Origin of the sequence: Nocardia sp. NPDC052254 (genome assembly GCF_040679495.1) — a bacterium.
GTDB lineage: Bacteria > Actinomycetota > Actinomycetes > Mycobacteriales > Mycobacteriaceae > Nocardia.
On record NZ_JBFAUW010000010.1, the window covers coordinates 1 to 25464 of the forward strand.

General features: G+C 66.1%; 1 protein-coding gene (only partly in view). It reads right to left on the bottom strand.

Features of this window, described 5'->3' with window-relative positions; genetic code table 11:
* Positions 1-25464 carry part of the coding region annotated (locus tag AB0L57_RS23400) for a LuxR C-terminal-related transcriptional regulator (RefSeq protein ID WP_364965871.1) on the bottom strand (this coding region is incomplete at its 3' end). Its footprint extends 8771 nt past the window's final position, so 25464 of the 34235 annotated nt are shown.

A 25464-nucleotide genomic window follows, 5' to 3' on the forward strand; every position in this document is an offset into this window, starting at 1 on the left:
GTGGTCAGGGTGTCGGTGATGGTTTTCAGTGGGGTGATGGTTTTGCCGGTCTCGGGGTCGGTGCGGGTGGGTACGTGGCGTAGTTTGCCGGCGGTCGCGTCTTCGAGTGAGTGTTGATCGTCGGGGTTGTGGTGGGGTATGTAGCCGTGGTTGTTGCCGAGGGCCCACAGGGTTCGGGCGGCGTGGGTGATGCACCCGATCGACCGCAGGGTGGCGATGTGGTCGGCGAGGTGTTTGTGCAGATGTGTGCGACCGGTGAACTCCCTGGTCAGTCTCCGGGCGAGGCCAGGGTCGGTTGTCGAGATCAGGGTCGAGTGCAGCCGCTCGAGTTTGCGTAGGGCGTCGCCGTGCACGGCGCCCGCGAGTCGGCCACGGACCGCGGTGAGTACATCGATCATGGCCCGCATATGGCCGGTACCGGTATCGAGATCACCGTCGGTGAGCGAGTGGACGGCCACGGTCATCAAGTCGGTCAGATAGCCGGCGGTGGCATCGGCGAAGTCGGGGACGGACCCGTTCCGGCCGGTGTGGGCGAACATCTTCGCGCGATAGGGCAGGCGGGCGACGGCTTCGGTGACGTGTGCGGCCGAAGCGGCAGTGGGCTCTCGGCCGGTGATCTCTTGGTCGGCGTTGCCGGTTCCCTCGCCCTCGTCGGCGACCGGCGCCACGAATTCGGCAGGATCTTGTTCGATACCCCGCCGAATCCGGAATCGGCGCCACAGCGGCGGGATGGCCCGCTGCGCGTGGTACGTGTCGACAGGGGAGCCGGCCACGATGTTGTCGAGATGGGCCAGGAGTTGGCCGATCCGCTGTAGGAACGCTTGATTCGGCGATATGGCGACGACCGTTTGCCGGATCGCTCTGCGGTCGTACTCGGGTGCCGACCGGAGCTTTCGAGCGAGTTCGCCGCGCAGCGTCGATATCTGGGTGGCAGCGAGGTCGACCCCGGGCGTGCCGGGCAACCTGGTCGCGATCGCGGTGACGATCTCGTTCGCCTCGCGCAGGAAATCCAGGCCGGTATCGACATCCTCGGCCCGGGTGAGGTAGTACGCCGCGACATCGAGGACACCGGACAGGTGGGCGGCGGCGGCACCGGCGAACTCCTCGTCGGTGACCGAATCGGCAGCGGCCCGGACACGTGCGAACGCCGAGGCATGTTCGTTCGCAACACGGAACAGGTCGACGACCGCCGGATCCGCGCCGCGTTCCCGGCGCAATACCAACGCCTGATCGAGCTCCGAGTTGTATCGATTGCCACCGTGTGCGGTCAAGATGTCGACCATCTGTTCGACCGGTGATGTATGGGCGATCGGCGGTTCGGTGCCGGGGCCCGGCTCGTCTTCGAAGCTCCAGGGCACACGAGCGAGCGCCCCGGCGATGTTGTGGACCTTCTTGCCCTGATATCTGGCCGTGTCGGCGGCGAGGTGGAGCACGCGCTCCTGATCGAGGACCGCGCCGGTGAGGTCGTAAAGACGTGCCGCCGCCGTGTACATCGATCGAAGCAGGGGCTGCCGCGCCGCGACTGTGTGTGCGGCGGCAAAGAGTGTGGTGTAGTCGCTGGGCCGTCCCGCGGACAGGTCCGCCCCCACCCGCGTCCAGAGGTCGTGCAGCAGCGCGTTGAGGATCCGTGCGGTCGTGATCATGGTGTCGGCGTCGGGGTTGCGGCCGTCCCGGATCGTTCGCAGATGACCGCTGAGTTCGTCGCTCGATCGCGTCAGCCACGCATGCGCGTCGGAATCGCTCAACCGCCGGATCCGATCGAGCAATGTCTCGAACGATGCCCCGGAAAGTTCGGCGATCGGCAGATCAGCGGCCACCACGGTTGAGCCGTGCAGGTCCGCAGCCGGTTCGGCTACTGATTCGGACGGCGCGGCGGGCATGGCCGAGTAGTGGCGGACAACGCGGCGCTCGTGCCGGATGCCGGATCCCGCCGGAGCGAGAGCCGGTTCAGTGGTCTCGGCGGGTGCCGGGCTCCACACACCGAATGGTCTGGAGGGATTGTGTGGAAAAGGCCGTGGCGGATTGCTCCCGAGGCTCACGTTCAACGTCAGCATGGCGATCCGGAGTTCGTTGTTCATGAAATCGATCTGACCCGGCGTGAGCAGGCCGACGGCCGCCGCACGTCCGAGGCGGATGGTGTCGAAGATCAGTCGCTGGGTGTGGAACAACAGCGAATAGACCACGGGGCCGCTCCCCAACTGCCCCGCGAGCAACTCGAAGCGCACCACGTCGAAGCTGGCCGGCCCGGGCCGGGCCAACTCGAAGTCGATCGCGACGATATTGCCGTCGTCGGTCTTGATCAGCAGGTTGCCGGTGTTCAGATCGCCGTGGATGAGCTGGGAAGCTTCCGGGTCCATTCGCCAGGACATGGCCAGCAGCGGCTCGAACATCTCGTCGGAAATTCCGAATTGCTCGAACAGCGCGGCGAATTCTTCCCTGTGTTCGTCGACAATCGACTTGAGATCGTCTATTCGCTCGCGTACGAAATCGCCCGGATCGACACTTTCGACCGGAATTCCGCGCATTTGCTCGAGCAGTGTCCGGACGGCCTCGGCCACAACCTCCACCGAGGTATCCGGAGCATCGCGGACCGCGACAGCGGGGATATGACCGAGAATTTGCGCTGTGGCCCAGCGGTTGTTGGGCAGTCGGATGCGTCGCTTCTTGAAGACTCGGTGGGTTTCGACACCGTGCTCCGCGAGGAGCTCGAGAATCGAGCTTTCCTCACGGGCTCGTGCATCCAGTCCGTCGCCGTTATCGATATCGATACGGATCAGGAACATTCCCGCTTCTTGATTTCCCAGCGGAACATTGAGGTGATAATTTCCCGACATCGCGTTATCCGTGTTGCGGAGCGCCTCGTCGATCAGACCGTCCGCGATCCGGTCCGGCATCTCCACGCCGGTTTCGCCACCGAGATACTTATAACTGCGAGGTGGCAGTAGCCCCTGTATGCGGTCGTAGATCGAGGTCGGCTCGACCGGATCCGCGGCGGCGCCGGAATCCCCGGCCACTTCGGCGGCCAGCCGCTCCGCGAGCCGGCGGCGTACTCGCGGCCCCACATCGGGGTCGCCGTCCCCGCCGTACCAGTCGCTGTTCAGCAGGTATTCGCGGTCCTCGGCGTCGAGCGCGCCGATGCAGGCTTCCCACTGCTCCCGGCTCGCCGCGTGCATCGCCCGCAACAGCGGATCATCCGTGCCGTGACCGTCGGTGCGCTGGAATCGGAACGACACCCGCTGGCGGAAGCGGGCGAACCGGAGCTGGTCGACCGCCAGTTCGTGCGCGGCCGCCGCAAGGGTGTCGAAATCTGCCGCCACCCCCACCCGGCCGCGCGCTCGCACGGTGATCTCGTTCGCGGTGGCGGCGTCGCCCACGATGACTCGGACCCGTTCGACGACCGCGTCGTAGACCTGCGCCAGGGGGTCCGCACCGAGAGTGCCGGGTGCGAATTGATCGATGGCGGCCCGGACCTCGTCGTTGTGCAACAGCTCCGCAGTGGCGATTTCGCTGATGCGTGGGCCCTCGACATGGCGATGATCCGCCAGACCCTGCGCCAGTGTCAGCCGTGTGCTCAGGTCTCGGATGAACGCTACGGTCGCCCGCGACGATGCCGGGAAGTTCCCGCGGCTGTACACGTCATCGAGAATCTCGCCGATCTCGTGGAGATGTGCGATACCCGATTCGTGGTCGGTGGTCTGGGTGAGCTCGTGCGTAGCGAGGGCCAGCAGGTCACCGGCCAGGGCGACTCCGGTGGTGATGGCATCGGCTCTCGTGGCCGAGGTGCGCGCGTGCGCGTGGGCAGCCGTACGACCGGGCAGGCGCCGGCGGACCGCGACCAGGCGCGGATCGAGTTTGCGCCGTGACCTGATGTGCAGCGTCCGGTCGGCGATGCCTTTCCAGAACTCACGTTCGGCGTTGAATTCCACCCGTTCGTGCGCGACGACCCGGAGTTGTTCGCGGATGCGGTCCAGGGATTCGGCGGTGGCGGATGTCTCGGCCTCGCGCAGGTAGGCGGCCAGCCGATTCAGTTTCGCGGATATGGACGCGTGATCCGGGACAAGTGGATGCAGGATATTGGAGTTCCAGCCGTCGGGTGAAGCCGATCCGGCAATGTCGACCACCACCTTCGCCGCGGCGTGCATACCCTGGGCGATCTCCGCCCAGGAGGCGATCATGGCCGCTGTCCGTTTCAGCGATTCCGCGCTGAGCAGGTGCACATAGCGGGTGTCGGTGAGGTATCTGGCGTCCGGAAATCGCTCGCTCAGCGCCGCGATGGTCGCACTGAGCGCGCGGGCGGACCCCATCACGTGCGTCATCGCGGGCTGTTCGCCACGGCGGATCGCGCCGAGGTATTCGACACCGCGTGAACGCAGGTCGATCATCGCGCGCAAGACCTCGTCGGTCGAAAGGGTCCGGGTCCAGGTGTCGAGCTCCGCTTCGGTGGCGGTCGACATCTCCGGCACGGTCACCGCGACACTCGCTGGTGAGGTCGGCGCAGTGCGGTTCGAGATCCTGATGGCGTTGGCGATGTATTCGCGCTCGGCATGAGGTATCCGCCGCCGCGGGGACCGCCAGATTCCCAGTCCGCGAAAAACATCGTCGGCTGTCATCGGGTTGCCGGCACCACCGACTCCGAGAGTTCGATGCACGGTGTGCAATGCGTCGAGGAATTCCGTGCGAATGAATTTCATGTCGGCAGGGGTGAGTTGTCCACTCGCCGCTCGACGGGACAATCTGACGCAATCGTGAAATACGCGCTGGGCATTCATGAAGAGCAGGTATGTATCGAATGCTTTTTTGTCTTTCTTCGAATCTGGCGAATTAAAAAGATCGTCGCGCAGGGCCGCTCGTCTGACCGGGTCCGATGTCAGGAATGCTCGCCAGGCGTAGTCGTAGACCCTGTCTCCGAATCTGGCCAATTCGAAATCCCGCATGACCAGTGACCCGTCGTCGAGTATCAGCAGATTCCCATCGTGGGCGTCGCCGTGAAGAATGCTGTAACGGATTCCCTGAGCGATACCGGCAGATTTGATTTTTTTCAGTATCTGTATGAACATGTCGACCGGGATATTGATTTCCCGGAATTCCCGTGCGTACTCCGTGACCATCGCCGAAAATTTGTTCAGCTCCTCGGCGACCATCTGCTCGATAAAATCGGTACGCGGCTGACTGTGTGAACTCACAGTGCGTTTGTGCAGACGGGTGATGGTTTCCGCGAATGCGGAATCGAACGGCGAGGGCGCCGCATCCGCGGGGGCGGCATCCATGACGAAATCGTGGATCTGAATGTCGATCTCGCTGCCGTCCGGCAGTACCACTCCACGCACCACAGCGAATACCCGTGATGCTGATTCGACGCCCGAGCGCGCGATCTCCTCGAGCAGCCGGGGCTCGTCCATGTCTTTGGTGTCCAGACCGTCGCCATCAGCCTTGGGAAGCCTGGCCATGTAATAGCCGCCCTGGCCATCGCTGATGACAACGTTGTCATTGTTGTTGGCCGACAATCCATTCGCGCGGTTGCGCACGGCGAGCTCGGCGAGTGCGCGAGCAACCGGCGCGGACATCTTCACCCCCTCCGGTCCTCCGAGATACTCGCACTCGGAAGCTGCGGGTAGCCCGGGAATCGTGTCACCGGGATCGACGAAGGTAACGGCAGTGCCCGCCGAGCCCGTTGCCACCGGTGGATCCGGCAGCGCTCGGACAAGGGTGTTCATCCCGTCGCGAGTCATCGACTGGGCTTGCTCGAGGGGCAGGCCCAGCTGTTCGGCCGCTGCCTTCGCTGTCGCGCCGTCACGGAATTGCAGTTCCAGCAGTTGTCGCGTCACCGGGGCCAGGGCACTCAGGCAGTCTTCGACCTGTTCCGCGCCGGCCCGGTACAGTGCCTCGGCCCGGTCCGTCTGCTCCGGTGGCACGGCGGCCAGCAATCCCTGCCGCAGTCTGGCGAAAGGCAGCGATTCGCGTGCCTGCTCTTCGGTGCGGGCGGCGGCTTCGGCGCCCGGCGCCTGAGTCCCCGGCGTCCCCTCGTCCCCTCGATCCGAGGATCGGCGAATGATGTTGAGCTGGAGTTCACCACTGGTGCGCGGCCCGTTGTCCGGTCGCAGCACGCCGTCGTCGGAATCGGTGTGGAACCAGGCGATGAGACCTTGGAAGTCTTCGGTGATATTCCGAATCGTGGGCTTCCACGTATCCGGATCGGCGCGCTCGGCGGCGTTGGTGGGGTAGGGGCGCACCCGTGGAACGCCGGGGGCGGACTCGATTGCGGTATCGAAGACGATCAGGTGTTGCATGACATTGCGGATGACGTAGCCGTGAGCCTCGTTGCCGTCGTCCACGACGATCGCGACCGCGGCGCCGTCACCGCGCTTCAAGAGTTCTTTGGCGACACCGGCCATCGGATCATCGGAGGCCATCGGATCATCGGGATCGTCGAGTGGCCGGGCGCCGACCTCGTCCAGCCGGGTACCGAGGACACCCTCGAGGATGCTCCAGTTGCCTTCCTTGTACCAGGCTGGGTCGGTGTCGTCGACCTCGGGCGCGGACTTCCCGTCGGCGGATTCCTCGTCGGATGTGACGAGCGGTCGAAGTATGCGCGCCAGCTGGACCGCACAATTGTCGATCCGGGTGCCGGGAATCGTCCGGAGATCGAGTTGGCCGGATCGGATGGCGACGACCAGCGCCTCCATGGGGGTGTCGACGCCGAGCCTGTTGCGCAGTTCGGTCAAGCGCCTGTCGACGAATGCAGTGGTCTTGCCGATTCCGCGTGCGATCCGTGGCAGGGGTGTTCCGGTGGCGACCTGTCGCAGGATCTGGAGTTCGTAGGGCGAAATATCCGGTGTGTCTTCGACATCCGGCGCCGGCAGGGTGGACGCGTCCAGGATGCCGCGCCGGATGGCCTCGACGACGGCTCGGGTGCGGGTACCGGCATGCAGAAGCTCGATGATGTTCTGCACCAGGGGCCGTACCGCGGAGTAGGTCAGGCCGAGCGCTGCGCCTATCGCGCCGTCGGTCTTGCCCTGGGCGAGTTCCCGCAGGACCATCTTGTCGAGGTCGGATATCCCACCGCGTCGGGTCACCCGTTCGCCCGATTGTGCGTCGTCACCGACGACCGGCTCGGCGGGCACGGGTGCCGTCGCTGTTGCGGCACCGGCGTTGTGGTCGCGGGCCGGTCGGGCTTCTACCAGGATCCGGCCGTACCGATCGATACGCACCTGCCGGGCGATTACCGGTAGTCCCAGCCGCTCGATGCGATAGCGGACGTCTTCGGGCAGTTCCGCGGGTTGTCCCGTCCTCGTGAACAGTTCGATTCCGTGCTGATTGGAGACGCGGATCCGCTTGTCGAATCGCTGCCCGCCGGGTGCGCCGGCGACGACGCCGATCGCCATATTCTCGGCTTCGGCCCGGACGCGCGCGATTTCGGCATCGATCCGAGCGAGGGCGTGGAGCGCATCGCCGACCTCCGCCGACCGGGCGCGGAAACCGCGGCGCAAGACACCGGCGTCGAGGCGCCGGCGCAGCAGCGCCGGATCCAGCTCCGCACTCGCCGCGCCTGTCTCGGCCCATGCCGTGAGTCCGAGCCGGTCGAGCAGGTTGGGATCAGCCAGCAACCGATCCCGAATGCGATCCAGCTCCGCCGCTCGCTCGCGGGCCAGATCGCCGAGGAGCTGAATTCGCTGTGCCAGTTCACCGGTCGGCACATGCTCGAACTCCGCGAACTCGGGCCGGGATTGCGATTCGCCACCATCGGCGATATCCGGATCGCCCCCGAGAAGGACGCCCTGCTGGCGATCCACCAGGCGAGCGAACTCGTCCAGCGCGAAGATCGCGTCGTCGTCCGGGACCCGTATCGACGGCTCGGCCCGCCGGGTGCGGTATTGCTCCTGTTCGGACGGCGACAGTCCGCGCCATCGCCGGGCCAACTCCGCGGCCCGCCCGCCGGCCCGGATCGCGGTGCGTGACCCATGTGGTGCGGGAATTGCGGACCGGCCGGTAGCACGATGCCGCGCAACGGTATTGCGGCGAGCCGCGTCGCGCCACACCTGCACCGGTGTCATACCGCGTCGCAATGCCTGCAGGGCATAGGCAGGGTGACTCAGGTGTTCCGGTGCGGCGGCGCCGAGCGCGAGATTCGCCTCGGCCAATGCCTCCGCGGGCAGGATCACCGGTATTGCACCGAGTGTCGGAACATGACCTTCCGGTCCTTCGCCGGACAGGTTCTCGCGCTCGCGATCCAGCAGAATCGCATACAACTGATTGCCGTCGACGTTGCTCTTCCACGCTTCGAACAGTGCTTGGAGACTGTATTTCTCCTCGCCGTACCGCTGTTCGAGTTCGGTCAGATCGACGGCGAAGCCCGGCTTGTCCTTCGGCTGGGTCAGCCAGTGCTGGAAGGCGACGTAGGTGGACTCGATGGGCAGCTCCTTCTTCGTGGCAGCGGCGTATGCCGGAAGCTGCAGCAGCCAGTCCGCGAAGGAGGTGTCGGCCGGCAACCCGGGAAATTCGCCCAGGAGCTCGGTATCGGAGTCACCCCAGTCGCCGAACCCGGAATTCGCCCGTGTTCCGTCCGGATCCTTCAGCATCTCGAAGAACTCGACGAGCGCACCGAATGCCCTGGCCTCCAGCGAATCGAGCTTGCCCGCGTAATCTCGCGAGCCGGCCTTCCGATCGTGTGAGTGCACGATCTGGTGACGGATGGCCCGGTAGACGTCACCGTCGGTGCTCGGATCCGTGAGGCGGGCCTCATCGAGGAACAGGCAGTACGGCGCATCGTCGCCGAAGACCCTCGTGCTGGACGCCGTCACCGATTTCCGCAGGGGCACGACGGCGATGACGTCCGGCCCGATATCCGGCCGGTCCGCCATCGTGTCGATGATCGCCTTCCGTTCGGCCAGTGACGAATCGGTGGTGATGCCGAATGTGTAGAGCTGCAGGATGTCGTCGTATTCGTCGACGATCGCGTCTCGGATCGCCACCGCCGTACCGACCGAGATACCTGGCTTGTCCAGGCCGAGGACCTCGATTCCATAGGTGTCGTGGATCTGCGCGGCTATCGTCCGTCGGGTATCGCGGGTGGTGGTCGTTTCACGTCCGCGAACGGCACTGATGTTCCGGCCGCCACGCGGATCGTCGGCGAAGACCACCCAGGGGTTCAGCTGTCCGGGCAGTACGGCCGGGCCGTCGTCGGCGACGGCCCCGGTGGAATCGAAGTCTTCCACCGCACCCGGCGGGACGGTGCGAGAAGTTCGTCGGGTGGTGCCACGGGGTCGCGCGGCCGGAACCTGGGTGCGCAGAGCGAGGCCATCGCTGATCTCGAGCAGTTGCTGTGCCGCGGCGCGGCAGGATGGGCAATCCTGCAGGTGGGCTTGCACTTTGGTCTCGGCACGCACTTCGAGCTTGTTTCGTGCCCACGTTCCGAGCTGTTCCACGGTGGCCCGGCACGATTCATTCGGGTGCTGGTCGAGATGGGCTTGCAGGTAGGCCGCCCGCAGCTTCTCCAGTGCCCGATTCCGCAAGACCCGTACGGCATTGGCGTTGTCGACATCGACGAGAGATGCCAGTTCGGCCGACGGCATATCGGGCTCGAGCAGGACCAGTCGATGGCGTTCGGACAATGTCGCCAGCGCCCGCCGCACGAGCTCGATCTCGAGGTTCCCGACCACCGGATCGACGAAGGGTTCACCCACGTCGTATTCGGTCATGTCCTCGCCCAGAGTGATCCGGTTGTCGTGGGTACGCACGTGCTCCGCGACGATGCGCCGCAGTGCGGTCATGACATACGCCCGGAACGCCGTATCGGGTCCCGTGCCGTTCAACAGGGCCGCGAGGGTGCGCACGAACGCCTCCGACACCGCATCGTCGGCGTCGGCGTGCCGGGTTCGAGCCCACGCGTGCCGCCGGACGGCACCCACATGGCGCTCGTACAGCACCCCGAAGGCGTCCTCGTCTCCGTTGCGTACCGCGGCCAGCAACTCGCCGTCGCTGCGGGAATCGGCTGTCGTGGTGAGGTTTTGCCGCCCCCGCTGTGCCGGCATCCGGGGCGCGATGACGGGTGGTGAATCGACCGGTTGACGCGGAATGCCGACGGAGCCTTCCGGTGGCGTTGCGCCCTGTTCGATTTCCGCCGATTCCTGAGTTGGTGATCGTTGCGCCGGAACGGCCGGCTTCAGCCCGTGATCGTCGGCGGACCGGTCGCGGCCGAGGCGGGTTGTGCGTGCCTGCTCCCAGTCCGCGTCGGTCCAGTCGTCGCCGGGCCCGAGGGGGTCCTCGGCTCGGCCGTCGGCGTCGTAGGTGACGGCGAAGAAAGTGGTGCCGGCAGGCAGCATCCGCAGAGCACGAAGGCGTGACCGCGTTTCCTCGGGGGACAGGTGGTGTTCGGTGAATTCGCCCTTCTCGGTCCTGAGTTCGTGGATCCGGACTTCGCCGTTGTCGGTGCTGATGGTGAAGACGTGGCCGTCGATCTTGTCCGGATCGGCGCCTCGATATCGGACGGCGATCAGTGCCAGGGCGGTGGGTTGTTCGGGATCGGCTACGTACGAGACGAATTCGTCGAGGGATCCCTCCTGCCATCGCCCGTGTGCGTGCTGGGCGAGTTCGCGAGGATGGAACGCGCTGTATTCCAGGATGGCCGCGGCGTCGGCGTCGGGCATCGTGAGGACGGTGTGCCGGTCGAGGAATTCTTCGGTGACGTCGGCGAAGTCCGCACCTGGGTATCGGTCTTCGAAATGCGGCCGTGCGAAATACCTTCTGATGAAGCCGAGTTCGGCGAGCCCGCACGGCGCCGGTATCGCCGTGCCGTCCCCGGCGGCAGCGAGCGCGAGTGCCGCACGCACCTCGGCATCGACGGTTGCGTCGATATCTGCCTGGGCAACAGCGGATTCAGCCGATGTCGATCCGCGCTCGACGGTCGGGGTGAATGCCTGTCCGGTGGCAGTCTCCGCGCTGATCCCGCGCCGAGTCTCCGCCCGGAAGGCCCGGCGCAGCCACAACTGCCGGCGCCTGCCCTGAGGTTGTGGCACTACCGTGTAATCGGCCCGTTCTGCCTCCGCACCGCGCCCCACGAGGACCAAGCTGATGTTGTCCAGGCCGCGGCCCGGAATACGGTTGTTCTCGTCCTCCCAATCGAAATAGGAACCGTGGGGGAGGAGAAAGTAGCGGTCGATGAGCGGCGACCGGCGCGCGACGGCGGCGACGTCGGCGGGGACCTCGGTGGTCAGAAGTACCGCGTCGAAAATGGCCGCCGCGGGACTGGTACCGAGACCCGAACCGGCGTACCGCCCCTTCTTACCGGCGATGTGTGAGCCGAGGTTTGCGACCGGGTCCGACGCCTCGCTCAGTGCAAACACCGGCACTCCGATGTCCTTGGCGTGGTTCACCCGCCGACCGGCGCCGGGGGAACCGGTGAGAATCACCTGGTCGACTTCGTCGGCGAGGCGTGCGTTCCCCGCGCTGTCCACGATCGCGTTGCACAGGGTGGTCGAACCGTAGCTGTGGCCGATGGCATTGCGCAGCATAGGTACCGGTGCTGCGCCGCGTTCGGCATAGAACTCGCGGGTCGCGTTGACGGCGGTGAGGTCGCAAGCCACGACGTCACCGCCCTCCTCGGCCAATCGGGGAGTGGCGACCGCCAGGTCGGTCGGGCAGTGATACCCGATGTCGATGATCGTGGCGACGCTGGCGCCCTTGGCGCGCACCGTGGTCATCTCGTGCACCGCCTGCGCGGCCTTCGAGCGTCTGTGCAGCACCTCGACCCGGGACAGGAACCCGCACGTCATTCGGTTCATGATGGCGGCGGAATCCGCGTCGCCGATGGAGACGATGACCCGCCCGTTGCCGTCGTGGGCCGCGGCGTCGAAGGCCAGCAACTGGACAACGGGCCGGCCGGTCAGTTTCTGGGCATCTCTCTCGATCTTCGCCAGCTGTTTCTTGGCCTCCAGGAGGTTGTTCAGTTCGGCGAGTTCGGCTCTGGAGAGGGTGGGGGTGAGATTCGGAACCCGCGCTTTCGCCTCGGCGGATGCGCGGCGCAGCAGCAGTCGCGCGCGCTCGTACCTGCTGCTGCCCGGAGTGAGGGTGTGCGCGGCGTCGTCGGGCAGGAGTCGCAGAAATTCCTTGATCCTGCGGTCGATCGCGAGCCGATTCGCTTTGTCGCGCACCGTGAATGGGATGCCGTCGGCATTGCCGATCTCGAATGGACGGTCGCGGAGCAGCCGGTATTGCCGATCGGAGAGCCCGAGCTCGGCCTGCAAGGGGGGAAGTCCGGAACGCTTGGGGAGATCGGTGCCCAAGGACTCCCACACCTGCGCGACCTTGTGGGTGTGTGCCCGGGACGCGGCGACCACATTATCGGGATCGGCGGTCTGTACCAGCGAGCCTGCGTCGGCACTCGGTCCGAAATACTGTCGGAGAATGGCTCGCGTTTCGGCGGCGAGCGGGTGTTCGGTGGGGGCCGCGTCATTGCGGGTGGTCGGCTGGAAATCGCGGAACCTCTTGGTGAATCGGCGTGCCGGCTCGTTGTTGTTGCCGGGTGGTCCGGTGATTGTGATATCGGTGAAGGTGGGGTCGATTTGGGTTTGGTCGGGTGTGGTGGTGGGGGTGAGGGTGTCGTTTTCGGTGGGTTCGAAGTAGGCGATGTAGGTGTGTTCGGGGTTGGTGTAGGTGGCTTTCCAGTCGAGGTAGGGGCGGGGTTGGTTGCCGGTGAGTTGGTCGTGGATGTGGGTGTTGGTGAGTCCGGTGGCAGGGTCGGTTTTGCGGGTGATGAGGTAGGCGTGTGCGCGTGTGCCTGTGCCGACGATGGCGACGGCGTAGGTGCCGGTGGGTTTGCCGCGGAGGGTGTCGACGGCTTTTTTCATGGGGTCGTCGGAGAGGTCGCGGGTGGTGCTCGGCTGGTGCCGCAGTCCGGAGGAGGTGGCTTCTTCGAAGTTTCGGGCCAGCAGCCCGGTGAGGGTGGTCGTGCGCAGGCCGTTGTGTCGAAGGATGTCGACGACCCACGGCAGGCACACGCGGAGCTCTTCGGGGACCTGTCCGGCCGGGCGCTCTGTCGGCTCGATGTCCTCGGCCGGTTGCCGGCGTTTGCCCGCGCGCTCGCCGGTTATGTCGAGTAGGCCCGCGCCGATGCCTCGTGCCACCGTAGCGGCGCGGGAGTGTGTGCCGAGTTGCGTGGCGACAGTGGTGTGGTGGCCGATGACCTCCGTTTCGGAGATGCCGAGAACGGTGCCGATCTCCATGTCGGACAGGCCTTTTGCCATCAGGCGCAGCACCGCTGTGTCCTCGGCGGACACCGTGACCGCGCCGGGCCGATCTACCGGTTGCAGATCGGTGATGTCGAGATACCCACGGCGAGTGGCCTCGACGACCAGCGTGACGGCATCGGCGGCACCCAGTTTCCCGATCAGCGCCGTGAAGACATCCTCGGCGGAATCCGTTGTGATGTGCAGATTTTCGGCCAGCTTTTCGAGAGGCAGGCCCGCGACCGTGCCGTTCAGCAGTTCCCATTCGATTTCGGTGAGGTACTCGTCGGCGTCCGGCAGGTTGTCGACGCGGGCCACCAGGTGGGCCAGTCGGTGCAGCGCACCGGCGACGACAGTACGAATCGTGGTGTCGCCGAGTACTTGTGCGGGATCGGGGTGCGACCAGCCCGCGACCGTTGCGTCCAGATCGCCCTCGTGGGCCGTCAGCGCCGCGACCGCTGTCTGCTGCAATGGAGACAATTGCGGCAGGTGGGCTCGGACCCTGGCGACCGGGACTGTGCCGAGCTTGACCGCGATCGGATCATCGGCCCCGACGCCTTCCAGTGCGCGATATGCGTTGGCGAGAATTCCCGGCGTCGCCGTGGTGACGCCGGCGCGGTCGGTTCTTCCGATGATCCGGCGCGCCCACCCGCGAATCCGTTCCGTCACAGCGGAAGTGACGGCGCTGCGCCACCCCTGCCCGGCCATCGCGGCCCCGGCGAACGCCCCCGCGACCGCGGCGGCCGTCCAACCGGCCGCGGCCGGATCCACCGGGATCAACAACCCGGCCATCGCTCCACCGAGCATGAAGGTGGTACGACTTGCGGCTCCGGTCCGCCCGCCCCAACGTCCCAGGTACGTGGGAAGTACCCCCTGCTGGTAATAGGCGCCCCTGATCGTCATGGTGGCGCTCGAGGTTGCCGTGTAGCCGGCCATGCCCAATGCCGCGGCGAATGGGTTGGGCACCGCGGCCTCCACCGCGGCGACCGCGGCGGCCGCGGCGAGCATGGCCGTGTTCGCAGTCTCGACCGCGGTGGCGCTGATCCGCAGAGGTTGATTGGGCGTGACCGTATTTCCGGTTCTGCGGCGCATCCCCCAGTTGATGATCGGCTTGCTGACCGCGGCACCCAGGAAGTTGCCGACCGCCGGTCCCAGACTGGCGATACTCTGCTGCGCGCCGGTCAATTCCATTTCGTGGAGCAGCGATGCGAAATACAGCGACTGGAATCCCAGATATAGATTTACGGCATTTCCGCCACGTGCCAACCGCCCCAGGAGCGGATTCCGCTTGGCGAATCGGCGGGCCTCGGCGAAGCTGCCCCGAAACCGGTCGAATATCTGGCGGAACGACTCTCGCGCCTTGTCCGTGCGATTGCGCTGGGGCGCGGTCGTCATCTCGGGGAGCCGGTGATATGTCCACCAATTGAACGCGAACGTGGCCGCGTTCACCGCGAATACCGCCGCCGGCGACCAGGACAGCAGGAGCGGCCCCAGCGCGGCTCCGAGAGCCGAGATGATCGGGCCGACCATGTTGTTGAACGCGTTGTACGACAGCGCGTGATCCTTGCCGATCAGCAGCTGGGTGATTTTCGCGGAGGTGGCGAGACGCAGTTGATAGGCGACCGCATCCGCGAACAGAGCGGCCGCGACGATGTAGGGCAAGAAAGGGGCCCCGACGAGGATGGCCGCAGTGGTTGCGGCCGACCCGGCGGCTCCGATCAACTGGCTGTACTTGGCCACTTGGGTCGTGCTGGCGGAATCGGAGAGGTATCCGCCGAAAAGGGCGAAGAGGATGTGCGGGACTTGAGACGCCGCCATGATCGCGCCGGCCGGGCCCGCTCCGAACAATCCGATGGACCAGATGGCGAGGGCGGAACTCATGATCGTGTCGCCGAGCATACTGATATTGGCGCCTAGGAAGCGCCAGCGGAGATCCGCAATCGTGCGCAGCAGGTGCCAGGCGGAATCCTTCTGCTGATCAGTGCCTTCCGGCCGCGCAGTGGCGGTCTTGCGGCCGCGCAACCATGTTCGCCAGGTGCGGAATTTCGAGACCCGCGCGTCCGGCTCCCCCGCCGCACCCGTGCCCGGGCGCTCGGTGAGACCGGGATCGATCCTTGCCGCACTCGAATTGTTGTCGCGCGCTTCGGTTGTGCGTCCGCTGCCCCGTCGGCGGAGCCGGTGGCCGATACCCGCGCTGCGCCCGTGGCTCCAGCGCAGCCAGCTGCGAAGTGTGGAGACGAATGCCGGGTCGTTGTTGTTGTCGGGTGGCGTGGGTTTTCCGGTGATCTTTCCCTTGCGGGGGCGTGTGCCGAGTTGCCTGCGAGGGGTTTCCTTGTGGGCGTCTTCGAGGCTCCCGTCCTTTTCGCTTCGGCGGTTTCGGGCGATGTGGATCCGGGGGATCGTGGTGAAGGCGTGGGTGAAGTCGTCGGCCTCGATGACCCGGGGGATGCGGATCGGGTCTTCGCCGCCGGTGTCGGATTCGGTGCGCTCGATATTGGTGTCGAAGATGAGGGCTTGGCCGGGGCCGGTGTTGACGATGGTGAACACGTGCATGGTTTCGCCGTCGTCGGCGACGACGTTGATGCTGTCGACCTTGTTCTTCTTGTGCTTGACCTCATCGATGAGGGGGCCGAACACCCCGGGTGTTTCGGCGGGCTGTCCCTCGGCCGTCCGGGGGTCCTGCCGATCGGAGGGTTGGTTGAACAGGTCGTATTCGATGAGTGTGGATTTGATGTGTTTGACGAGGGTTTTGTAGGTCCGCTTCTTACCGCGTGGTGCGGTGGCATCGTCCTTGCCGAGGGCGAACATGATCCGGCAGGTTCGGTCCAGGCAGTCGTCGAGCAGTTCCTCCCGAGTACGCGTGTCCTTCCACGTGCGCGTTCTGGTGGCCCAACCCAGTCCGGCCGCATAGGCCGTCGCCGCCGCGAACATGCTCGTATTGGCCAGCCCGGTCGTGACGGGGCCGAGCGCCGCCATCGCCGGACCGGCCAGTGCCGCCCCGGCCATGCCACTGAGGGCATTGGTCATCTGGGTCACGGAAAAGCCGCTGCCGTACGTATCCGGCATGAGTTGACGGAGACGTTCGAAGAACTTGACGTTGTTGATCATCACGGCCGCGGCCACCATGCCGGTCGTCGGGATGATGACCCACGGATCGGTGGTGAGCGCGTATTCGCCCATCAGCGCCACCCAGGTGGCCAAGGTGGCAGGGGCCGTCCACCGAATGTCGAGCCGGGGGCCGAGCCGTTGCGCGACAGGGGCGGCCAGCCCGGCTCCGATGCCGGGACTGGCGAACAGGAGCGCCATGGTCGTCGGTGAATAGTTCGCGGCGTCGATCAGATGAGCCAGCTGGACACCGGAAGCACCGAGGCCGACACCCCAGGGAACCGCAATCCCGAAATTGCCACGGAAATAGGTGTCATTCAGAATTGTTCGAGTGGCAGCGCGCAGCGCTCCGGCCCGCTTCGGCGGCTTCACCGTCGGCAGTTTGCGCATCGCCGCGAAGAAGCCCGCACTACCGATCGCGTTGGCCACAATCGGAAGGGCGGCAGAGATGTTCGCCATCAGGGGCGCGGCGAAATTGCCGACCGTGCCGGATACATGCGCATCGATCTGAAGTCCGGTGTTCGCCAGTCGTTTCAGCTCTTCGGCCTGGGCGATCTCGGCAGCGTAGACATTCAGGCCCGCGCTACTCACCATGCGGGCGGCGGCCGCGACAGCGCCGGCACCGATCAGCGCCTCCAGCGCACCGGGCTGCCCGGAGAGCATCCAGCCACCTGCGGCCGCACTCGTCACCAGCGCTGTCAGTGTGGAGGATTGGATGGCCGCACGTGGGTTCTTGTCGGCCCACGACCCCGCGGGCAGCGTCACCCCCAATACCGCTGCCTGTGTCAGTGCGCTCGCGAAGGCGGTCGTTTCGACCGAGCCGCTCATCTGCTGCACGGCTATCGGAACGTAGGACGCCACACCGGCGCTACCGATACCGGCGACTCCGGACGAGACCAACAGTGTGGCGAGGTGCTTGGCCTCGGGTGAACGGGCGGCGCGCGCGCGTGCGCGGCGTTCGCGGATCCGCTCCAGAATCCACTGTTTCCCGGGGGGATCCGTTGCCGGTGAGTCGGGCTGTGGTAGCCGCTGGTCGGTTGAGCCATGGGGGGCCTGGGCGGTACTCGTGCCGGGCGTCTGGCCGGCCGGTTGCTGTGGGGTGCTGGGGTTCTCGGGTCGTTCGCGGCCGGGTCGGGTGTTGCGGTGCTGGGTTTGTCGCCGGGACCTCTTGTGCCGACGGGTGAGTGGTCCGGTGATCTTCTGGTTTTCGTGTTCGGGCGCGACTTGGGTCTCGCTGGGCGTGGTGTCGGCGATGAGACGGCCGACGACGTTTCGGAAGGTGGCGTGGTAGGCGTAGTCGGGTTCGGGGTAGCTGGGGATCCACGTGCCGGGGTCGAATTCACGCATGCGGTGGCGGCCGCCGGCGATGAGGGTGTCGTAGATGTAGGTGGTGTCGCCGATCCTGGTGAGTACGTAGGCGTGTGCTTTGTCGCCTTTGCCGACGACGACCACGGCGGTGTCCGCTGTGGGATCTTCGGCGAGGGCTCGAGCCGCTCGCCGGACGGGATCTCCGTCGAGCAGGTGGTGGTCGCGTTGCAGTCCAGCCTTGATGTTGTTCTCGAGGTGTGCAGCCAGTTTCTCGTCCGGGTTGGGGTTCGCGAGCGCGTCGTCATTGCCGATGGCCCACATGATGCGCGAAATCCAAGGGACACAATCGAGTACGTCCTGGGGAAGCGCCCGAAGGGCCGGGGCGGTCCGTAGGGCGGACCCTTCCGGTTCCTCGGCGTCGACGATCGAGACGAGCCGTGCGACCGCCGCGGCTTCGGTGCGGACCCCGAGCTTGCGCGCGGTCGCGATGATCCGGCTCGCGACCTCCTTCCGGGACATGCCGAGGATGGCCCCGGTTTCGGCCCTGCCGCGGCCATGCAGCAGGTGCACGAAAAGCTTCACCTCGGCGGAGCTCAGGAGACCGTCGAGGCCGGGCACCTCCGGGACGGTGACCAGCCCACGACGGACCGCCTCGGCCACGATGAGTGGCATCCGGAACTCCAGACCGAATTCATCCGCGAGGCGGCGCAGGATGCCGGTCACCTGTGCTGGGGCCAGATTCAGTTCCCGTGCAACAGCTTTGCTGTTCATGTCGCGGACCAGCAGGCTCAGTACGCCGTCACGATCGAGCGCGCCGAGGGTCATGGCGACGGCCTCGGCATCGCTGCGCGCACCGAGTTTTCGCACAGCGGAGTGGATTACCCCGTTCACGGTACTGCGGCCGATTCCGAGCGATTCGGCGATTTCCTGCCGAGACCTGCGCGCCACGGCCAGTTGGAGGACTCGTCGCTCCCGGTCGTTCAGAACCGCGGTGAGATCGGATATCGGATTCGGATGCGCCGGTACTTCGCCGTTGCGGATGGCCTGGGCCAGGGCGTGAAGGCCTTCGTGCCGGGGTGAGCCCACGGTCCGGACGAAATCTCGGTAGTCGTCGGCGTCTGTCGGGCCCTGATGTGGTGCGTGGTCACCGAACCGGGTGACCGCCTCGGCGATGCGCTGCCGGCGAACCTGCTTCGCTATCTCCTCGTCCAGATTCTTCGCGAGTGGGAGATTCAGAGCTGTGGCCGCGTAGCGATAGGCCTCGAGGATCTCGAGCGGAATGTCCTCGGCGAACATCTTGCCGTCCAACGGGGCTTCCAGTAGGCCCTTCAGCTCGCTCAGGATGGCGGCGGTGAGCGCCGCCGGAGACCGATCGGGCTCCACTGCCGAGCGAGCTCCGAAACGGATGAAAGTCTCGAAGGGAATCTCCGGAGCGATGGCACGTAGCGTCCGGAGTTTCCGGTAGAAGAACTTGCTCGTGTTGACGGCTCGCCGTAGATGACCTGGCCAGCTGACAATCACCGCGGCCTTGATTGCGGAGCGTCCCAGCTTCGTCTCGAGCAGCTTCATCGATTCCTCGATGTTGCCCTGGGTATTCGATGCCTGTGGCTCCAGGAAGAAGGCCACAGGGCGCGCCCCGGTTTGCTCGGCCATCAGCCGGTAGCGCGCGGCCTCGGTCATGTGCGGCCGTTGCGGTGTGTCCTCGGCGCTCTGGCCGGCCTTGATGGCTGTGGCAGTCGCCGCGCCGCGGATCCGGTCCCATCCGGAGGTCACCACGACGACCTTTTCCGGCCCGAGCATGCGGACGACCTGATCGAGGTAGACCGCCGTCCCGTCCTCCGGGCTGCCGTAGGCCAGCACGATGATCTTGCCGTCCTGTTCCAGTTCTGGAAGCAGTTCGGCGATGCGCGCAGGCGTCAGAGTCCATTCGGGGTCGAAACGCAGGTGTTCGTAGACCTTTTCGGCTGCCTCCAGGATTTTACCGGGGTTCATTCCCTGGTCGCGCAGCTCCTGCTTCCAGGCTTCGAGCGGATCATCGGCGCCCGGGCCGGCATCGCCCTGTTTCGGCGCAACCACCAATTCTCGGCGATCCTCGAGTTGGTTGTCGCCGGGTGGGCCGGTGACCTTTTGTTTTTCGTGTTTGCGAGGGATCTGGGATTCGGTGGGTGCTTCGTGGGGGGTGTATCCGGTCTCGGGCCCCTGGTATTCGATGGTGTAGGCGTATTCGATGTCGTCGTTGGTGTAGGTGGGCCTCCAGGGGTGTGGGGTGTCGGTGGATGCCGGGCGGATCCGGTGGTTGCCGCCAGGGACGAGGTTGTCGGCGACGAAGATCCGGTCGCCGATTCGGGTGGCGAAGTAGATGTGGGCGTTGGCTTTTCGTCCGGTCTTCCTGTTCTTGTCGTGGCCGACGATTGTGACGACGGTGTCGAGGGTGGAGTCTTTCTCGAGTTTCTCGATGGCGTGGCGGGCGGGGTTGTCGAAGTCGGTGAGTGTGACGGGTTTGAGGTGGGTGCCGAGGTTGGCTTCGGTGTCTTTGATTCGGTTGTGTCGGGTGGCGTTGCCCGGGTCGGTGTTGTCGATGCCGATGGCGCGGAGCATGTGCGTGATCCAGGGCATGCACTCGAGCACTTCGGTGGGGAGTTCGTGCCGAGTGGCAATGGCCGATTGTTGTTGGGGTGCAACGGTTCCGGCCGGTGCCTGCGTGGTGTCATCGAGTGCGGCCCTTGTAGTCCGAGGCAGTCGGGCGACACGGACGTGAGGGACGGCGCCGAAGGGGTGGATGAACTCGTCGGCGTCGATGCCCGGGCGGACGCGGAGGTGTTCGGTCTTGCCGGTGCTGGTTTCGCTGTGCTCGCTGTCGGTGGCGAAAATGAGGGCTTTGCCGGGGCCGGTGTTGACGATGGTGAAGATGTGCGTGGCGTTGTTGCCGTCGACGACGGCGACAAGGGTGTCGACGCCGGTGGCTTCCGCATTCTTGACCTCGTCGATGAGGGGGCCGAAAAGGCCCGGGGTCTCGAAGAATCGCTCGTCGGTGGTCGGTGTGGACAGGTCGTATTCGACGAGGTTGGCTTTGATCTGCGCGGCGAGGGTCTTGCGGCTTCGTTTCCTGTCGCGGCGTGTGGTCGCGACGCCTCGGCCCGTGGCCGACAGGGTTCGTGCGGTGCGCTCGAGGCCGTCGTCGAGCAGTTCCTCGCGCGAACGTCGACGGGTGCGTTTGCGGTGCGCGGCGACAGTGATGGCGGCGGCGCCGATGAGGACACCCGCGGTCAGCGAATTGGTTGCCTGGACGCCCAGCGACGCGACCGCGAGGCCGCCCAGCCCGAATCCGGTGGCAGTGACGGTATTTCCGGGCGCCGCTATGATCGATGAGGCGCGAACGCGCAGCGCGGGGTCCATGCCCGCGTTGGCGTAATGCAGATAGGCCGCCCCGGCGGCGCCCCCGGTAACCCACAATGCTCCGACACTGAGGGCCAGACCGCCGGTGCCTGGGACGACAAGTGGCGCTGTGGCCGCGGCCGCAGTCCCGATGGTTCGGGCGACGGTCCATTCATCCACGGTGCTGGGCTCACGGAGCGGGCCGAGCCGAATTGGCTTGGTCCGGGAATTGTTCAGGCGTCGCTCACCGATTTTCGTTCCCACCCAAGCGCCGACCGGCACCGTGGCGAGCAGCGCCGCGTTCAGCCAGTCGTTCTGCTGGACGACTGTCAGGGGGACGGTAACCCCCTGGACGCCGAAAAGGAGCATCCATCCCATGTGGGAGGGGATGTGCCGGACGAGAACCCGATCATTGCGCACGCCGTGTAGCGCCTCGGCGAATCCGTCGAGCGGGCCGGTCCGACCCGAAGTCGGCGCCTTGGGGTCGACAACGTGCCGGAATTTGTGGTTGGTCCCCACATCCCACGCGGCCACCAATGCGTCGAGGACGAATATCGTCGGAGCCGCGAGGGACACGAGCGCCGGTGTGACCGTCTTGCCCACCACATTCGGCACCAAGTCGAGGCGCTGGTTGATCGAGGTGTGTGCGCTCTTCCGATCATCGCCGGCGATAGTGAGTTGCAGTCTCTGTGCGACGCTGCTGTACAGCTCGAAGCCTCCGGTTTTCAGAATGGAGGTCCCGATCAGCACTTCGGTCAGATGCGGCATGTCGCCCACGATCGCCCCGGCGGCGACACCGCCTGCCACCACATTGAGGCCCGATCCGATACGCATCATCGTCACCGGGCCGTACTGCGCTCCCATCACACCGGCAACCAGCCGCCAGCCGATCATCGAGAGCCTGGCGACACCGAGCGCGCCGACCGCTTCCGGTCCGGCCGTGTCCATGAGGACGATCCCCACACCGACATCGGTGATGTTTTCGCCGATGGCACTGAACAGTTTGTTCGCGGTCACCAGTCGGTAGAGCGCATCCTTGCGCAGCGACTTCCAGCCGGGGTCGGCCTCCGTGGTGGGGACCTCGGCGGTATCGGGCCGTTCGTCAGGTGTGGCGTTGGCCGCAGTGCGGCCGAATGTTCCGAGGGCCCTCAGCCCCAGGAAGCGCGTCAGGTTTCTGGGGCTGACAGTGGGTGGGTTCTGTTGCGGCTGAGGTTGTTCGGGCTCGTCGGCCGGGCCGGTGACTTCTTGTTGCGCGTGCCGGGGTTCGACTTCGCTGGTGTGCGGTTCGTTTCGTGCGACGAGGCTGCCGCCGACATTCTCGAAGGTGGCTTGGTAGGCGTAGTCCGGATGGGTGTACTGCGGCGTCCAATCCTCGTACGGGCGCATCCGGTGCCGACCACCCTCGATGAGGTTGTCGTAGACGTAGACGGCGCCTTCGATATCGGTCAGCACGTAGGCGTGTGCTCGGTCGCCCTGTCCGACGACGACAACCGCGGTGTCGACACGGGGGTCGTGGGCGACGGCTTCCCAGGCGGCTCGCACCGGGTCCTTCGCGCCGGGTGCGAGGTTGCGGACCTTGCTCAGTCCGGCCTCGATGTTGTTTTCGAGGTCCGCCGGTAGTCGTCGACCGAGTTCGGCGAACGGCCGGGCGGCGTCGTTGCCGAGAGCGTGGAGTATGCGGGAAACCCATGGCACACAATCGAGCACCTGTTTCGGCAGCGCGACGGGGCTGTGCGGCAAGGAGCGGGTTTGTGGCTGCGGGTCGGATCGTCCCGCCACCAGCGGGCCTTCGAACACCAGGTCGGCGTCCGCGGGCATGATGGCTGTTCCGCCGGTGGCGAAGGAGGCGACTGTCAGCGGTAGGGAGTCAAACCGCCGCCCCGATGTGCCGGCGGAATCGGTCCCCTTCCTCGATTTCTCGTCCGATGATTGCGGCGGGGTGGGAGCGAGCTGCTCATCGATCTCCTCGAGCGCGCTCAGAATCTCCTGCGTTCCCGTTCGCCTCGATTGCTCGAGGGTCGCCCTGGCGGCATCCAACATGCGCTCGATGTGCTTGGCCTGCAGGTCTTTCCATACGTCGATGCCGGAGAGTCCCGGCTTTCCGAACACGGCCGGCAGTTCGCCGCGGGCCGACTCCCCGTCGGTCCGCTCGGCTTCGGCGATCCGGGTGATCCGCAGCATCAACGCGGCCACAGCGGAATCGAGCCGGTCGAGTTCGCGACCGAACTGTTCAGCCCGGTCCTCCGCCGCTGCCTGCGCTGTCCGGGCCTCCGAGTGATTCTGCTCCGCACCGGAATTCAGCAGTGCCGCCAGCCGATCCGACTCCGCGCGCCACCGGTCCCGCGCCGATCGGGTGCGTTCGCGTTCGGCCACCCGCGCGTCGAGCAGGCTTTCGATTTCGGCGTATGTCGACGGTGCTTCGGCGTCGAGGCCGAACCCATGTGGCCGCAGCAGCTCATCGAGCTGCTGCGAGACACCGGCGGCATGTTCGCGTACCGCGTCGGAAAACTCTCCGCGGCGGGCGCTGACGGCGGGATCCGGCGGCGTCGGCGATCGGAGGATGTGTGCGGTGGCCTCGCCCCGCTTGTCGACGGAGACGAATTGGAAATCGATCTGAATTCCGGCCTGCGTCAAGGTATTCAACATCTGCTCGGGCAGGAAGGTGCTGAAATCGCTGTACGGTGAGACCACCGTGAGCCGGTCGCCGTCGAGGATGGCCCAGTTACCGATTCGCTCGCCTGGCAATCGATCCAGCAGCTGCCGGCCCGCATCGGCCGCGGCCTGTATCCGGGTGGTCCGCAATGCGTTCGAACGTATCTCCAGAGCTGTCCGGAGCCCGGCCTGCCGCGACTGCCGAGGCCCGGTCAGCAGGTCCGGGTCCGGCGTGAGCGGGAACTGCTCGTCCACCTCGCGGCAGGTCGCGGCGAGATGACCCGAAGCCGTGTCGATCAGCTGGCCCCAGATCGGCAGGCTGCCCACGGCTTCGGTGCCCACCAGCTTCGGCCACAGCGTCCGGAGCGGCATTGCCCGGCCGCGTACGTCGTCGGCCCGGATCGCTGTCCACGACGTCTTGCCGATCCGATCGCGGCCGGCCCACAGCAGTTCCTGCTGTCGCTTCATGGATTCCCGAACCGATGGCGGACGGTCCTGCACCAGCACTCGGCCGACGGCGTCCACCTGTACCTGCCGGGCCAGGACCGTGACCGCGGGCTGCGTGGGCAGATCGGCGAGCAGCCGGGGAAGCTCGCTCGGGTGGCCCGGAGGATGGAACACCTCGATTCGAGTGCCGTTGACGAATCGTGCGTTCTTGCCGAGTGATTCGCCCTGCAGGGCCGCGGCGACATCGCCCACGACCAGCGCTGCCGCTGCGGCCCGCGCGACGACCGAGCGAGCATCGAGATCGGTCCACCGGTCGCGTGCCTCCTCGATCTCGTTCGTCAGTGCGGTCAGCGCATCACGAACGGCCGCCGGCTGATCGGGGAGAGCCACCGCCCCGATCCGTTGCTCCAGGTCGGCGAGATCCAGTGCGGCAGTGGATGCGCCGGTGGCCACCCATGATCCGAGCCCGAGCGCCGCCGCCAGCCCGTTGTCGTCGCTGAGCACATCTCGCACCGATCGAAGCAGTGCGGCGCGCCGGCGCGCGAGTTCGGCGACGGCATGCAGGGCCCGAGCCGCCGCGATGTCGGGTGCTACATCCCACTCGGCGAATCCTGTCGGTATTACGGGCAACTCGCCGTGCACGGCGATCAGCTGCCGGTCGACCGAACCGGAGATGTCAGCGATATCGCCGCGCTTCTTGCCGTCGACACCCTCGGTCCATTCTTGGGTGTACTTCCCGGCCCGTACCGCATTCGCGAAGCTCGCGAGGAATCCGCGTTCGGCCACACTCGGTCGGAACTCGGTGGCGGCCGGTATTTCGCCGGATGCGTCGGTGAAGTCTCGCCGGGTGCGCTCCGGCTTCCAGGCCAGGGCGGCCGTCCACCTGCGTTCCGGTTCGCGCGCCAGTGCCTCCGCCACGGTGTGGCCGGTGCGCAGTGCATACAGCGCGTAGGAGGGTTGTTTCGGATCGTCGAGGCTTCCGTGTTCGTGTGCCTCGGCCACGGCTTCGGTCGGGTTGAATACCCGTTGGTCGCCCAGGGCGAGTGTCTGCTCTGGAAGGTACCGCTCCAGGTTCGCGTCCGCGCTTTCCAGGTCTTTCTTCGTTTCCGGGTCCAGCTGGTTCAGCCAGGCTGCGTAGATCTCGCCTCTGCCGATTCGTGTGCCCTCGGCGCCGATTGGCTCGATGCCGTGGTCGCGGAGCCAGGCATCGAGTGCTTCGCGGGCATATGGGTGAACCCATTGCTGGAATTGGAGGTGTCCGGGGGTGTTGTAGAGCTCTTCGTCGGCCTTCGCCGGGAGTGGTTCGTCGGGGGTCGTCTTCAGACGGTTCATCCATGCGTCGAAGGCTTTTCGTGTC